The 15,435-nt window shown below is 67.4% G+C and carries 12 protein-coding genes; 5 read left to right on the top strand and 7 right to left on the bottom strand.

The annotated features are described in order from the left end of the window. The coding region (locus ACTJKF_RS07870; RefSeq protein WP_440622997.1) for a penicillin-binding protein 1A at positions 1-2,010 on the top strand (2,010 nt) is incomplete at its 5' end. Positions 2,011-2,393: 383 nt separating this feature from the next. Here ACTJKF_RS07870 and ACTJKF_RS07865 read toward each other — a convergent pair. The 3 genes from ACTJKF_RS07865 to mfd all read right to left on the bottom strand — a co-directional run bounded on the left by ACTJKF_RS07865 (position 2,394) and on the right by mfd (position 8,279). Further along, entirely contained in the window at positions 2,394-3,413 is a 1,020-nt protein-coding gene (locus ACTJKF_RS07865; RefSeq protein WP_440622996.1) for a threonine/serine dehydratase, read from the bottom strand. A gap of 67 nt (positions 3,414-3,480) precedes the next feature. Beyond that, on the bottom strand, positions 3,481-4,701 hold the full coding sequence (argE, locus tag ACTJKF_RS07860; protein ID WP_440622995.1) for an acetylornithine deacetylase: 1,221 nt from the start codon (positions 4,699-4,701) through the stop codon (positions 3,481-3,483). A 107-nt stretch (positions 4,702-4,808) separates the two neighbouring features. After that, positions 4,809-8,279: a transcription-repair coupling factor gene (mfd, locus tag ACTJKF_RS07855; RefSeq protein ID WP_440622994.1), complete on the bottom strand. Its 3,471-nt coding sequence runs from the start codon at positions 8,277-8,279 to the stop codon at positions 4,809-4,811. Between the two features lie 108 nt (positions 8,280-8,387). Here mfd and ispD point away from each other — a divergent pair, with 108 nt between their 5' ends. Beyond that, the gene (gene ispD / locus ACTJKF_RS07850) at positions 8,388-9,098 is read left to right on the top strand and encodes a 2-C-methyl-D-erythritol 4-phosphate cytidylyltransferase (RefSeq protein WP_440622993.1); all 711 of its coding nucleotides are present in this window, start codon (positions 8,388-8,390) and stop codon (positions 9,096-9,098) included. A gap of 29 nt (positions 9,099-9,127) precedes the next feature. Beyond that, positions 9,128-9,613, top strand: coding sequence for a 2-C-methyl-D-erythritol 2,4-cyclodiphosphate synthase (gene ispF, locus ACTJKF_RS07845; RefSeq protein ID WP_440622992.1), 486 nt, complete (start codon positions 9,128-9,130; stop codon positions 9,611-9,613). A gap of 128 nt (positions 9,614-9,741) precedes the next feature. On the opposite strand, the gene ACTJKF_RS07840 is transcribed toward ispF, so the two are convergent. The 4 genes from ACTJKF_RS07840 to ompR form a co-directional block, all read right to left on the bottom strand. Further along, positions 9,742-10,269, bottom strand: a complete 528-nt coding sequence (locus ACTJKF_RS07840) for a carboxymuconolactone decarboxylase family protein (protein WP_440622991.1) — start codon at positions 10,267-10,269, stop codon at positions 9,742-9,744. A 76-nt stretch (positions 10,270-10,345) separates the two neighbouring features. Further along, positions 10,346-10,894, bottom strand: coding sequence for a peroxiredoxin (locus ACTJKF_RS07835; protein ID WP_031399305.1), 549 nt, complete (start codon positions 10,892-10,894; stop codon positions 10,346-10,348). Between the two features lie 189 nt (positions 10,895-11,083). After that, a complete protein-coding gene (locus ACTJKF_RS07830; protein ID WP_440622990.1) occupies positions 11,084-12,445 on the bottom strand; it encodes an ATP-binding protein in 1,362 nt (453 codons plus the stop codon). A gap of 40 nt (positions 12,446-12,485) precedes the next feature. Beyond that, positions 12,486-13,220 (bottom strand): osmolarity response regulator transcription factor OmpR, encoded by a 735-nt coding sequence (gene ompR, locus ACTJKF_RS07825; protein ID WP_370542727.1) that lies wholly within the window; start codon positions 13,218-13,220, stop codon positions 12,486-12,488. Between the two features lie 258 nt (positions 13,221-13,478). Between ompR and ACTJKF_RS07820 the strand changes: the two genes are divergently transcribed. Next, complete coding sequence (locus tag ACTJKF_RS07820) at positions 13,479-13,757, top strand: hypothetical protein (RefSeq protein WP_440622989.1); 279 nt, start codon at positions 13,479-13,481, stop codon at positions 13,755-13,757. A 120-nt stretch (positions 13,758-13,877) separates the two neighbouring features. After that, positions 13,878-15,380 carry a DUF1800 domain-containing protein gene (locus tag ACTJKF_RS07815; protein WP_440622988.1) on the top strand — a complete coding sequence of 501 codons (1,503 nt, stop codon included), beginning with the start codon at positions 13,878-13,880 and terminating at the stop codon, positions 15,378-15,380. Positions 15,381-15,435 lie beyond the last annotated feature (55 nt).

Below are 15,435 nucleotides of genomic sequence, written 5' to 3'. Positions count from 1 at the left end.
CAGGGCGCGAGCACGATCACGATGCAGGTCGCGCGCAACTTCTTCCTGTCGAGCGAGAAGACCTACACGCGCAAGATCTACGAGATGCTGCTCGCGTACCGGATCGAGCGCGCGCTGACGAAAGATCAGATTCTCGAGGTCTACATGAATCAGATCTATCTCGGCCAGCGCGCGTACGGCTTCGCGAGCGCCGCGCGGGTCTACTTCGGCAAGGACCTGAAGGACATCACGCTCGCGGAAGCTGCGATGCTCGCCGGGCTGCCGAAGGCGCCGTCCGCGTATAACCCGGTCGTCAATCCGAAGCGCGCGAAGGTGCGTCAGGAGTACATCCTGAAGCGCATGCTCGAGATCGGCTACATCACGCAGCCGCAGTACGACCAGGCGGTGAAGGAAGAGATCCACGTGCGCACGCCGGGCAACCAGTACGCGGTGCACGGCGAATATGTCGCCGAGATGGTGCGGCAGATGATGTACCAGCAGTACAAGGACGAAACCTACACGCGCGGGCTGACCGTCACGACGACGATCAACTCGACCGACCAGGAAGCGGCCTACCAGGCCGTGCGCCGCGGCATCCTCGACTACGAGCGCCGTCACGGCTATCGCGGGCCGGAAGGTTCGATCACCCTGCCGGCGGCCGGCGACGACCGCGACGAGGCGGTCGACGACGCGCTTGCCGATCACCCGGACAACGGCGATCTGCAGTCGGCGGTGGTGCTGTCGGCGTCGCCGAATGCGGTCGAGGTGCAGTTCGTCGGCGGTGCGACGACGACGATCGGCCCGGCCGGGCTGCGCTTCGTAGCGGGCGCGCTGAGTCCGCGCGCGAATGCCGCGCTGCGGATCAAGCCCGGCTCGATCGTGCGCGTGATGAAGGACGGCAAGACGGGCTGGCAGGTCGTGCAACTGCCGCAGGTCGAAGGCGCGCTGGTCGCGATCGCGCCGCAGGACGGCGCGATCCGCTCGCTCGTCGGCGGCTTCGACTTCAACAAGAGCAAGTTCAACCACGTGACGCAGGCGTGGCGCCAGCCGGGCTCGTCGTTCAAGCCGTTCATCTATTCGGCGTCGCTCGACAAGGGGCTCGGGCCGGCGACGATCATCAACGATGCGCCGCTGTACTTCCCGCCGAGCGTGCCGGGCGGCACCGCGTGGGAGCCGAAGGACGACGACCAGCCTGACGGTCCGATGTCGATGCGCACCGGCCTGCAACGTTCGAAGAACCTCGTGTCGATCCGGATCCTCGCGTCGATCGGCACGCAGTACGCGCAGCAGTACGTGACGCAGCGCTTCGGCTTCGATCCGGCAAAGACGCCGCCGTACCTGCCGATGGCGCTCGGCGCGGGCCTGGTGACGCCGCTGCAGCTCGCGACCGGCTATGCGGTGTTCGCGAACGGCGGCTACAAGGTCGATCCGTACCTGATCGCCGAAGTCGACGACGCGCGCGGCCAGCCGCTGCAGAAGTCGCAGCCGGTGGTCGCCGGCGGCACCGCGCCGCGCACGATCGAAGGCCGCAACGCATACGTGATGAACAGCCTGCTGCATACGGTCGCGACGGCCGGCACGGGCGCGGGTACCAACGCGCTCGGCCGCGGCGACCTGCAGGGCAAGACCGGTACGACGAACGATGCGAAGGACGGCTGGTTCGCCGGCTACCAGCAGTCGCTCGTCGCGGTCGCGTGGATGGGCTTCGATCAGCCGAAGAGTCTCGGCAGCCGCGAATTCGGCGCGCAGCTCGCGCTGCCGATCTGGGTGAACTACATGCGCACCGCGCTGAACGGCGTGCCCGAGCAGCAGATGCCGATGCCGGACGGCCTGACGACGATCGACGGCGAGCTGTACTACGCCGATCGCACGCCGGGCAACGGCTTCGTCGCGAGCGTGGACATCAACCCGGCCGCGAACGCGATCAGCGCGAACGATGCGCTCGGCTCGGCCGGCGCGGCAGGGCTCGCGCCGCCGCCCGTCACGCAGCAGGAGAAGCAGCAGATCATGGACATGTTCGAGAACAAGTAAGCGATACGCGGATGGTTCGCATGCGACGGGCGCCTTCGGGCGCCCGTTTTTTTATGTCTCGTCGCGCCGACGAGTGCGGGTTCCGGACGGCGAATCAGAACGGCGCGCAGGCCGGCACGAGCGTGACGCCGACCGACTCCCGGCGAAAGCGCTCGCGGTATGCGTGCCGGATCGCGGCAGCGCCGATCACGTGCCGTGTGAGCCGCCGGCACGTCGGGCACGTCGTGCGGCACGCATCCGGCGGCGGCATCTGCCTATTTCGCGTCCGGCGCCCCTCGTGTGCGTAAAACGCTGCGCGCTCAACCACTTGCGTGTTTGTCCGGCGGGTTATCAACAGGGCTGTCAACATAAACTGGGGATAACCCTGAGGACCCGGCACGGGGTCAGGGCTGCAATTTCGCGTGCGCGAGATGCATGCCGAGCGTCGCCGGGTCGGTGTTCGTGCCCGACAGCAGCACGCCGACGCGCTTGCCCTGCAGCGTTTCGCGCAGCGGGCCGAGCAGCGCCGCGAGCGCTGCCGCGCACGCCGGTTCGACCGACAGCTTCAGATGCGAGAACAGGAACAGCATCGCCGCGCGCAGCGCGTCGTCGGACACCGTGACGATGCGGTCGACGTGGCGCCGGCACAGCTGGTAGCTGTATTCCTCGGTGTGCGGCGCCATCAGCGAATCGGCGATGGTCTGCATCGCACCCATCTTGATCGTGTGATTCGCCGCGAAACTGCGGCTCATCGCGTCGGCGCCTTCGGGCTCGACGCCGTACACGTGCACGCGCGGATTCGCGAGCCGCAGTGCGGTCGCCATGCCGGCCGCGAGCCCGCCGCCGCCGATCGGCACGATCACCGCGTCGAGATCGGGCGTCTGCGTGGCCCATTCGTAGCCGAGCGTCGCGGTGCCGAGAATCGTGTGATAGCCGTTGAACGGATGGATGAAGAAGCGGCCTTCCTCGGCCTCGATCCGCCGCACGAGGTCGAATGCCTGCGACGCGCTGCCGGCGAGCACGACTTCCGCGCGGTACTGCTTGCACTGCGCGATGCGCGTCGGGCTCGCGGTATGGAACATCACGACCTTCGCGCTGCTGCCGAGCCGCATCGCCGCATACGCGACGGCCGCCGCGTGATTGCCGGCCGACACGCACGTGACGCCGGCGTTCTTGCGCGCCTCGTCGAGCGCGAGCAGGTGCGTGAACGCACCGCGCGCCTTGAAGCTGCCGCTTGCCTGCAGCAGCTCGAACTTGAAGTTGACGTGCGTGCCCTCGAGGGACGGGAGGTCGGCGCGCTCGAACACCGGGGTGCGCGCGACCCACGGCGACAACGCGAAATGCTGCGCGGCGATTTCGTCGAGCGTCGGAATCGGCTCGCCGTCGATCGTCGTATGGGCATTGCCCTGTTGTTCAGTCGACATGACGTGGCGGGTGGCGGGTGGCGGGAGTGGGCCGGCCCGCACACGCGGGCCGGCGTGGCGGGGGCAGTCAGTGTGCGTCGACCGACATGCTGCGGATGAACTTGCGCAGGAACTGCTCGCAACCGGCGAGCTGCGCGAGCTCGACATACTCGTTCGGCTTGTGCGCCTGTTCGATGTTGCCGGGCCCGCAGACGATGCTCGGGATGCCCGCGCGTTCGAACAGGCCGGCCTCGGTGCCGTACGCGACCTTGCGCTTGTCCTGGTCGGCCGTCAGCGCGCGCACGAGCTGCGTGATCGCGGCCTGTTCGGTTACATCGAGCCCGGGCGCGGCGGCGATCTTCGAGAACTCGATCGCCGCGTTCGGATGCTCGCGGCGCATCTGCGGCAGCAGCGTTTCCCGTGCGTACGCCTCGATGCGCGTGAAGATCTGCTCGGGATCGAGCGTCGGCAGGTTGCGGAACTCGAAGTCGAACCGGCATTCGGCCGGCACGGTGTTGATCGCGTTGCCGCCCTGGATCGTGCTCGTCTGCGCGGTCGTAAACGGTACGTCGTACAGCTCGTCGAACGGGCCTTCGGCGCGGAAGCGCTCGGCGATGTCGCGGATGTGGCAGATGAGGCGCGCCGCATATTCGATCGCGTTCAGGCCCTTCGGTGTCAGCGACGAGTGCGCCGCGTGGCCGCGCACGCAGCAGCGGTACGCGTTGATGCCCTTGTGCGCGATGATCGGCCGCATGCTGGTCGGCTCGCCGACGATGCAGCCGGACGGCTTCACGCCGCGCTTGACGAGATCGGCGATCAGCAGCGGGGCGCCCGCACAGCCGATTTCCTCGTCATAGGACAGCGCGAAATGGATCGGCTGCGCGAGCCTGGTCGCCTGCATCTCGGGCAGGAGCGCGAGCGCCGTGCCGATGAAGCCTTTCATGTCGCAGGTGCCGCGGCCGTACAGGCGGCCATCGCGCAGCTCCGGCGCGAACGGGTTGCTGTCCCACTGCTGGCCGTCGACCGGCACGACGTCGGTGTGCCCCGACAGCACGATGCCGCCGTCGGTCGAGCCATCGTGCGCGGGCACGGTCGCGAACAGGTTGGCCCAGCCTTCGCGCGGATCGTGCGTGAGCGTCGACGCGATGCCCTTCGCGGCGAGCGCGTCGCGCACCGTTTCGATCAGGCCGAGGTTCGGCACGCGGCTCGTCGTGTCCATCGACACCAGTTGCTTGATCCAGGGCAGGCTGACGAGCGCGGCGTCGCCTTGGTCGGCGGCGGACGGCGCCGTCGCGTCGAGAGTGGACATGGCAAAACTCCGTCTGATGAATGGGAAAATCATACTCAAAAACGCGTCCGCCCGCCCGCGCCGGCCGCGATGCGGTGCAGCATCGCGGCCGTGCCGTCAGCCCGCCGTCAACGTGCGGCGCTCGCCGCACCCGCGCGCGGTGCGAGCGCGCGCAGCGTCTCCTTGATCGTCGACACGCGGATCGCGAGATCGGGCGAGCGCGTCTCGATGCGCAGCTTGTCCTGGCCCGCGAGCTTGATGTGCCGGTGCTTCTGCACCATCTCGATGATCCGCATCGGATCGATCGGCGGGTTCGGCTCGAACTGCAGCCCGATCGCGGCCTCGCTCGCGTCGATCTTGACGATGCCGAGCGGCTTCGCGGCGAGCCGCAGCCGGTGCGTCTCGACGAGCGCGTGCGCTTGCGGCGGCAGCTTGCCGAAGCGGTCGATCAGCTCTTCCTGGATGCCGTCGATCGCGTCGCCGTGCTCGCAGTTCGCGAGACGCTTGTACAGCGACAGCCGCTCCTGCACGTCCGCGCAGTAGTCGGCCGGCAGGATCGCGGGCGCATGCAGGTTGATTTCCGTCGTCGCGGCGAGCGGAGCGGTGAGGTCGGGCTCCTTGCCGTTCTTCAGCGCCTTCACCGCGTCGTTCAGCATGTCGGTGTAGAGCTGGAAGCCGATCTCGTGGATCTCGCCCGACTGCTTGTCGCCGAGCACCTCGCCGGTGCCGCGGATCTCGAGGTCGTGCATCGCGAGATAGAAGCCCGAACCGAGTTCCTCCATCTGCTGGATCGCCTCGAGCCGGCGCTGTGCCTGCTTGGTCAGCGCCTGCGGATCGTGGACCAGCAGGTACGCATAGGCCTGGTGGTGCGAACGCCCGACGCGGCCGCGCAACTGGTGAAGCTGCGCGAGGCCGAACTTGTCCGCGCGGTGCATGATGATCGTGTTCGCGCTCGGCACGTCGATACCGGTCTCGATGATGGTCGTGCAGAGCAGCACGTTCGCGCGCTGCGCGACGAAATCGCGCATCACGCGCTCGAGCTCGCGCTCGTGCATCTGGCCGTGCGCGATCACGATGCGCGCTTCCGGCACCAGCGCCTCGAGCATTGCCTTGCGGTTCTCGATCGTCTCGACTTCGTTATGCAGGAAGTACACCTGGCCGCCGCGCTTGAGCTCGCGCAGCATCGCCTCGCGGATCACGCTTTCTTCCTCGCGGCGCACGAAGGTCTTGATCGCGAGCCGCTTCTGCGGCGCGGTCGCGATCACCGAGAAGTCGCGCAGCCCCTCGAGCGCCATCCCGAGCGTGCGCGGGATCGGCGTCGCGGTGAGCGTCAGCACGTCGACTTCCGCGCGCAGCGCCTTCAGCGCTTCCTTCTGGCGTACGCCGAAGCGGTGTTCCTCGTCGATGATCACGAGGCCGAGCCGCTTGAACTGCACGTCCGACGACAGCAGCTTGTGCGTGCCGATCACGATGTCGACGCTGCCTTCGTTGATCTGCGCGATCGCCGCATTCACTTCCTTCGTGGTCTTGAAGCGCGACAGCTCGACGATGCGCACCGGCCAGTCCGCGAAGCGGTCGGCGAAGGTCTGCGTGTGCTGCTCGGCGAGCAGCGTGGTCGGCGACAGCAGCGCGACCTGCTTGCCGCCCAGCACCGCGATGAACGCGGCGCGCAACGCGACCTCGGTCTTGCCGAAGCCGACGTCGCCGCACACGAGGCGGTCCATCGGCTTGCCGCTCGTCATGTCGCCGATCACGGCCGCGATCGCCGCGGCCTGGTCGGGTGTTTCCTCGAAGCCGAAGCTTTCCGCGAACTTCACGTAGTCGCGCGGATCGAGCGAGAACGCGTGGCCTTCGCGGGCCGCGCGGCGGGCGTACAGGTTCAGCAGCTCGGCGGCCGTGTCGCGGATCTGCTGCGCGGCCTTGCGCTTCGCGCGCTCCCACTGGCCCGAGCCGAGCGCGTGCAGCGGCGCGCTGTCGGGGTCGGCGCCGCTGTACCGCGAGATCACGTGCAATTGCGCGACGGGCACGTAGAGCTTGCTGTCGCCCGCGTATTCGAGATGCAGGAATTCGGTCTCGCCTTCGCCGAGATCCATCGACACGAGGCCCATGTAGCGGCCGATGCCGTGCTGCGCATGGACCACCGGATCGCCGACCTTCAGCTCCGACAGGTCGCGCACCATCGCGTCGACGTTGCTCGCCTGTTCCTGGCGGCGGCGTCCGGCGCGGCGGCCGAGTGCGCCGTACAGCTCGGTTTCGGTGACGACCGCGTAGCCTTCGCCCGGTACCGTGAAGCCGCTGGCGAGCGGCGCGACGCCGAGCGCGAAGCGCGCGTCGCTTTCGAGCCAGCCCGCGAAGTGGTCGTTCGAGGTCGGGCGCAGGTGATGCTCGGCGAGCAGTTGCAGGATCGTTTCGCGGCGGCCGGCCGATTCGACCGTCAGCAGCACGCGCTTGCCCGACGATTCGACGAACGTGCGCAGCGCGGCGAGCGGATCGTCCGCGTGGCGGTCGACCGTCAGCTCGGGCAGGCCCGTCGCCCAGCCGCCGGCCGGCTGCGCGGGCAGCACGACGCGCGCGAACGGCTTCGCGAACGCGAAGAAGTCCTCGTCGGACAGGAACAGCCGCTGCGGCTCGAGGATCGGCCGCTCGCGGTCGTGCGCGAGAAACGCATGGCGCTGCTTCGTATCGGCCGTGAAGCGGCGGATCGATGCGTCGAGATCGCCGGTGAACACGAGGTGCGCATCCTGCGGCAGGTAGTGGAACAGCGTGGCCGTCTCGTCGAAGAACAGCGGCAGGTAATACTCGATGCCGGCCGACGGCACGCCGTTGCCGATGTCCTTGTAGATCGGCGCGCGGCTCGGGTCGCCTTCGAAGGTTTCGCGCCAGCGGCTGCGAAAGGCTGTGCGCGCGGCTTCATCGAACGGAAACTCGCGGCCCGGCAACAGGCGCACGTCGCGCACCGGATAGAGGCTGCGCTGCGTATCGGGATCGAACGCGCGGATCGAGTCGACCTGGTCGTCGAACAGGTCGATCCGGTACGGCAGCGGCGAGCCCATCGGGTACAGGTCGAGCAGCGAACCGCGCACGCAGTATTCGCCCGGGCGCACGACCTGGCTCACGTGCTCGTAGCCGGCCAGCGTGAGCTGCGCCTTCAGCTTCGCCTCGTCGAGCCGCTCGCCCTGTGCGAATGCGAAGGTGTACGCGGCCATGAACGACGCCGGCGGCATCCGGTACAGCGCGGTGGTGGCCGGCACCAGCAGGATGTCGCAGCGGCCCTCGCCGAGGTCGTGCAGCGTCGCGAGACGCTCGGAGACGAGATCCTGGTGCGGCGAGAACGTGTCGTACGGCAGCGTTTCCCAGTCCGGCAGCAGGCGCACGCGCGCGTCGGGGGCGAAGTAGCGGAGTTCCTGCGACAGCCGCTGCGCGTCGACCGCGTTCGCGCAGATCACCGCCAGGAGCGGGACCGCGTCGCGGTTGTCGGCAAGGTAGCGGGCGATGGCGAGTGCGTCGGCGGAGCCGTGCGTGCCGTCGAAGGCGAACCGCTGGCCCGGTTTGACGCGGGCGACGGGCGAGGCGAACGGGGTGGAAGCGTTGTCTGGCATAGGGACGGCAGGGGTGGCGGGCACGGGCGCAGCGCGGTGCGCCGGTCGAGACGAAAGACCTATTATAAAATCCGCTTCTCGATTTCATCTTTCCGGCGTTTCCCTTTCGTGACTCCCCGACTTTTCGCCCTGATTCCTTGCGCCGGCACGGGCAGCCGCTCCGGTTCGGCCGTGCCGAAGCAATACCGCACGCTGGCCGGCCGCGCGCTCCTGCATTACACGCTCGCCGCGTTCGACGCATGCAGCGAATTCGCGCAGACGCTCGTCGTCCTCGCGCCCGACGACACGCACTTCGACGCGCGCCGCTTCGCGGGCCTGCGCTTCGCGGTGCGCCGCTGCGGCGGCGGTTCGCGCCAGGCATCGGTGCTGAACGGACTGCTCGAGCTGGCCGAATTCGGCGCGACCGACCAGGACTGGGTGCTCGTGCACGACGCCGCGCGCCCGGGCATCACGCCGGAGCTGATCCGCACGCTGGTCGGGGCGCTGAAGGACGATCCGGTCGGCGGCATCGTCGCGCTGCCGGTCGCCGATACGCTCAAGCGCGTGCCGGCCGGCGGCGACGCGATCGCCCGCACCGAGTCGCGCGACGCGCTATGGCAGGCGCAGACGCCGCAGATGTTCCGCATCGGCATGCTGCGCGACGCCATCCTGCGCGCGCAGCGGGAAGGCCACGACCTGACCGACGAGGCCAGCGCGATCGAATGGGCCGGCCATACGCCGCGCGTCGTGCAGGGCAGCCTGCGCAACTTCAAGGTCACGTACCCGGAAGATTTCGCGCTCGCGGAAGCGATTCTCGCGCGTCCCGCGAACGCTTCCTGACTTTCACCTCATCTCACACCGGACTACGCATGGATTTCAGAATCGGACAAGGCTACGACGTGCATCAGCTCGTCCCGGGGCGCCCCCTCGTCATCGGCGGCGTGACGATTCCTTACGAGCGCGGCCTGCTCGGCCACTCGGACGCGGACGTGCTGCTTCACGCGATCACCGACGCGCTGTTCGGCGCGGCGGCGCTCGGCGACATCGGCCGCCATTTCTCCGACACCGACGCGGCGTTCAAGGGCGCGGACAGCCGCGTGCTGCTGCGCGAGTGCGTCGCCCGCGTGAAGGCGGCCGGCTTCACGATCCAGAACGTCGACAGCACCGTGATCGCGCAGGCGCCGAAGCTCGCGCCGCATATCGACGGGATGCGCGCGAACATCGCGGCCGATCTCGGGCTGCCGCTCGAGCGCGTGAACGTGAAGGCGAAGACCAACGAGAAGCTCGGCTACCTCGGCCGCGGCGAGGGCATCGAGGCGCAGGCCGCCGCATTGCTGGTGAAGCAGGGCGCGTAAGCGTGCCGATGCCGGTTTGACCCCGCTTGAAGCGGGGCGCGGGTTGCACCGCCGAAACGAAAAAATGCCACGCGTTTGCGTGGCATTTTTCGTTTTGCGGCCCGGGCGGTGCGGCCCGGTGCGGCGGCTTACTCGCCTTCGGCCGCGATGACCTGCGCGGCGGCGTTGATCACCGACGCGATGCGGCCGACGTCGCGCAGCTGCGTCGTCGTCATCCCTTGCTCGTCCTTCAGCAGCGCGTAGTGCGACTTCACGCAGAAGTGGCACTTGCCGACGATCGACGCGGCGAGCGCGTACATCTCGAACCGGCGCTTGTCGACCCCGCCGTGGGACGCATACGCACCCATCCGCAGCTCGGCACGCTGGGTCTTCAGGTCGGCGTCGTCGGCCATCTCGACATACGGATACCAGGTGTTGTTCATCCCCATCAGCGCGGCCGCCGTCAGCACGGCGTTCGTCTCTTCGGGCGACAGCACGCCGGCTTCGCGGATCGTCTTCACGAGCACGGTGCTCTTCGCCGCGACCGCCGCCGCCAGCGCGACGCCGACTGCATCGTTGCCCTCGAGCGACGAGCGCGAGATCGTGCCGTCGAGGTTCAGGCGAATGTCCTTCGCGTAGTCGGGAATACGTGCCTTAATCGAGTCGATGAATTCCATTGATATCTCCTATGGGTTGGCCGTTAAAAAAGCCCGCAGGCAGCGTGTGCGCCGCGGGCTTCGTGCATCGATGCGCTTACAGCGTTGCGCCGCCGACTGCACGGTTGCACGGGCACAGTTCGTCCGTTTGCAGGCCGTCCAGAATGCGCAGGACTTCTTCCGGGCTACGGCCGACGTTCAGGTTGTTCACCGAAACGTGCTGGATCGTGTTGTCCGGATCGACGATGAACGTCGCGCGCAGCGCCACGCCGGCTTCCTTGTCGCGCACGCCGAGCTGGTCGATCAGTTCGCCCTTGACGTCGCCGAACGAGTAGTGGTTCAGCTTGTTCAGGTCCTTGTGCTCACGGCGCCATGCGAGCTTCACGAATTCGTTGTCCGAGCTGCCGCCGAGCAGGACGGCGTCGCGCTCTTCGAACTGCTTGGTCAGCTTTGCGAACTCGACGATTTCCGTCGGGCACACGAACGTGAAATCCTTCGGATAGAAGTAGATGATCTTCCACTTGCCCGGGAACGACGCTTCGGTGACGGTCTCGAACGCCGACTGGCCGTTTTCCTCGTGATTGTTGAAGCCCGGCTTCGCGGCTACGACGGTGAATGCTTCGAGTTTATCGCCCACGGTTTTCATGCGGATACTCCTGTGTGAGTTGGGAAGAAGACTGAGTCAAGCTACCTCGGTGCTGCAACGTCGATGTGACAGCATGGGATCGACTATAACACTATTAACAAACCGCTTCAATAGATTTTGGCTAACGAATCCCATAGTTTTTTTCAACCGCGGCGATAGTGTGACGCGCAAGAAGCGTGCGTGAACGCGTCACGCCGCCGCACGCGCCTTGCCGGCGCCGGGGAATTCGAGCGTGACTTCGAGGCCCGCTTCGGGGCTGCGGTTGCGTAGGCGCAGTGCGCCGCGATAGCGGCCGACGAGGCGCAGCACGATCGCCATGCCGAGCCCCGTGCCGTCCGCCTTGGTGCGCGCCGTGTCGACGCGGTAGAACGGCCGCATCACGAGCGGCAGCTGGTCCTCGGGGATGCCGGGGCCTTCGTCGCTCACCGACAGTTCGACGCGCGCGTGCGTCACGCGCGTCTCGAGCGTGATCCGCGACACGCCGTCCTGCCGGCTCTGGCCGTATTTGCGCGCGTTCTCGACGAGATTGCCGATCACGCGGCGCATGTCGGTTTCGTCGGCTTCGATCACCGCGCTCGGCGCGAGCCGCGTGCGGATCTCGACACCGTCCTCGCCCGCGACGCGCGCGGCGACTTCCTGCGCGATCGACGACAGGTCGACCGGCTCCGGCTTGCGCTGGCTCGGACGCGCGTAGTCGATGAAGGCCGCGATGATGCGGTCCATCTGTTCGATGTCGTCGACCATCGCGTCCTTGGTCGCCTGGTCGGACGGGCTCATCTCGGTCTCGAGCCGCAGCCGCGCGAGCGGTGTGCGCAGGTCGTGCGAGATGCCCGCGAGCATCAGCGCGCGATCGGCCTCGAGCTGCTCGAGGTCGCGCACCATCTGGTTGAAGCTGCGGTTGGTGTCGGCCGCGACGCCCATCCCGCGCTCGGGCAGCGGCTCGGGCGCCTGGCCGGAACCGACCTGGCGCGCGGCGAGCGCGAGCCGCGAGAACGGCCGGTTCACGAGGCTCGTGATGAACGCGGAGCCGAACAGCGACAGCGCGAGTGCGAACAGACCCCAGCCGGCCCACTGCAGGCCGGTGACGCTGTCGAGCTGGTCGCGGTCGAGCGCGACCCAGTAATCGTCGTCGTCGATCTTGAAGCTGATCCACACGCCCGGGATGTCGTTGACCGACTGCGCGATCACGGTATCGTCGCCGAGCCGGCTGCGGATGTCGTGTTCGATCAGGCGATTCAGCGATTCGTCGGGCTGCAGCTTGAACTTGTCGGTTTTTTCGCGCGGATACACGCGCACGCCCTCGTTGCTCTCCAGATCCTGCAGCAGCGCGCGCCGCAAATCGGGATCGGAATAGAGCAGGGCGGTGCGCGTGAGCTTCACGATCGCGACGAGCTGGAGCGCGACGCGCTGCGCACGCGGCTCGCGCTCGATCACGCGAAAGCTCTGGAACCACGCGGCGAGACTGACCGAGATCAGCAGCGCGATCAGCAGGAAGGTGCGCCAGAACAGCCCGCCGAACGCGAGCTGCAGGAGGCGCCGGTCGATACGCATGGGACGGGCCGTGGACGGGCGAAGCCGGAAAGAAAAAAGGTCAGGCAGCGCCGTCCGGGATGAACACGTAGCCGAGGCCCCAGACGGTCTGGATGAAACGCGGGCTGCCCGGATCCGGCTCGATCAGCTTGCGCAGACGCGAGATCTGCACGTCGAGGCTGCGGTCGAACACTTCGTATTCACGGCCGCGCGCGAGTTCCATCAGCTTTTCGCGCGACAGCGGCTGGCGCGGATGCCGCGCGAACACCTTCAGCACCGAGAATTCGCCGGTCGTCAGCGGAATTTCCTGGCCCGACTTCGTCAGCGTGCGCGTCGCGAGGTTCAGCGAGAACTCGCCGAACTCGAACACCTCGGTGGTTTCGGACGGTGCGCCCGGCAGTTCGGCCGGCGCCTGGCGGCGCAGCACCGCGTGAATGCGCGCGACGAGCTCGCGCGGGTTGAACGGTTTCGGCAGGTAGTCGTCGGCGCCCATCTCGAGGCCGACGATGCGATCGACATCCTCGCCCTTCGCGGTGAGCATGATGATCGGCGTGCGATCGTTGCTGCCGCGCAGGCGGCGGCAGATCGACAGGCCGTCTTCGCCCGGCAGCATCAGGTCGAGCACCAGCAGGTCGAAGCGCTCGCGCACCCAGAGCTTGTTCATCGCGGTCGCGTTCTCCGCGACGTATACGTTGAAACCCTGCTCGCCGAGATAGCGGCGCAGCAGATCGCGCAGGCGCGGGTCGTCGTCGACGACGAGAATCTTGGAGGGGTTTTTCGTTTCCATGAACGGCATCTTATCGCGAATGGGAAATCACGCACGGTCGCGTATTTTCGGTCGTTACAGTCAGTTACAAAATTTACCCGTAGTGTCGTCGAGAGTAAAGGCACGCTATAGAGATTCCTTTACTCAAGGCCGAAATTCGTTAGATACTCCCCTGCACTCCATCTTTCATCTTTGTACACCCGAATTCCGCAGGGTTTTTCAAGTACCAGAGGTAACCGGTTGCCGCGTGACGAAGGGAACAAATCGACCAAAGAAGCGAGGACGGTCATGCGATCTGCCCGGATTGCACTGATGCTGACGATCGCACTTGCCGGTCCATATGCGTCGAACTTCGCGTATGCGCAGCGCCCCGAGCAGGGCGCATCGTCGCGCAAGCTGCAGCGCGGCAAAGCGCCGCAGTCCGACCGCGCCGCCGACATGGCGGCCCGTTCCGCCGTGCCTCCCGATCTCGAGCAGCACCGCCGCGACGGGCACATGACGCCCGAGGAGCGCCACCTGCTGCGCCAGCACATCGAGGACGCCGTTCGCGAACTGTACAAGCGCTGATACGCACGCGCCTTGCGCCGCCGCGGAAAGATTCCGTAGCAATTTTTCCGTCAACTTCCCGATGCGTGCCGCCGTTGAACCGGCATCCGCACCGCCGGTGCGTTCCGGGAGTCCACGACGATGAAAGCGAACGCCGCCGCCGCGGCATCGCCCGCGATGCAGGCGCCGCTCGATGCCGACGATGCGCTGTTCTTCCTGAGCCGTACCGGCTTTTCTCCCGCACCGGCCGAGGTTGCCCGCATCGTCGGCATGACACGCGCGCAAGTCGTGGCCGAGACGCTCGACAACGTGCGCCGCGATCCCGTGACGACCTGGCCCGACTGGCTCGCCGAACTGCCGCCGTCCCGCGCGCAACGTCAGGCGCTGACGCCCGACCAGCGGCGCGACGAGCAGCGTGAGCGCAATCGCCGCTACGATGCGCTGCGCGCGGCGTGGGTCAACGAGATGATCGCGACGCCGTCGCCGCTCACCGAGCGCATGACGCTGTTCTGGCACGGGCACTTCACGTCCGGGCAGGACAAGGTCCCGTATCCGCAGACGATGGCCGCGCAGAACGCGCTGTTTCGCCGCGAGGCGCTCGGCAACTTCGGCACGCTGCTGCACGCGGTCGCGAAGGATCCGGCGATGCTTCAGTATCTCGACGGCGCGAGCAATCGCAAGGGGCGTCCGAACGAGAATTTCGCGCGCGAGGTGATGGAGCTGTTCACGCTCGGCGAAGGGCATTACACGCAGTACGACGTGACCGAAGCCGCACGCGCGATGACCGGCTGGAGCGTCGATCCCGATACGCTGCGCTTCGCGGTGCGGCCCGAATGGCACGACGCGGGCGACAAGACGATTCTCGGCGAGACCGGCGCGTTCGACGGCGACGGGTTTCTCGACATCCTGTTGAAGCGGCCCGGCACCGCGCGTTTCATCGCGGGCAAGCTATGGCGCGAATTCGTATCCGATACGCCCGATGCCGGCGCGCTCGAGGCGGTGGCCGAACGGTTTCGCGCGAGCGGCTACGACATTCGCGCGGCGCTTGCCGCGCTCTGGTCGACCGACGCGTTCTGGGATCCGCGCAATCGCGGCGTGCTCGTGAAGTCGCCGGCCGAATTCGTCGTCGGGTCGGTGCGGCTGTTCGAGGTTGCCTACGGCGATCCGCAACCGCTCGCGAACACCGTGCGCACGCTCGGGCAGAACCTGTTCTATCCGCCGAACGTGAAGGGCTGGCCGGGCGGCGCGCTGTGGATCAACAGCACCACGCTGCTCTCGCGCAAGCAGTTCGTCGAGCAGCTGTTCCGCGCGACCGAGACGGCCGGCATGCGCACGCCGACGCATGCGATGGCGGCACCGTCGTCGAATGCTCGCCCGCCCGCGACGCTGGCGGCCGACGCGGCGTCCGCTGCCGGCATGCGTGGCGTGCCGGCCAGGCCTGCACGCGCCGGCTTGCGATTCGACCTCGAACGCTGGCTCGCGCCGTATCGTGCGCGGCCGCAGGCGATTGCCGGACTGTCGACCGAGCTTCAACTGCAGCACGCGGTGCTGCCGGTGTCGCCGGTCGCCGCGATCGATACGGACTCGACCGGCAGCGCGTATCTCGAGGCGCTGTTGATGGATCCGGCGTATCAACTGAAATGATTCGAACGAGCAAGGATCGGGTTGCCGGCGCGGCAAGGCTGCTCGGCGGTGAACC

Source organism: Burkholderia sp. 22313 (genome assembly GCF_052045245.1).
Taxonomy (GTDB): Bacteria; Pseudomonadota; Gammaproteobacteria; order Burkholderiales; family Burkholderiaceae; genus Burkholderia.
The sequence above is the reverse complement of the archived record's forward strand: the minus strand, read 5'-3'. Positions and strand labels throughout refer to the sequence as shown.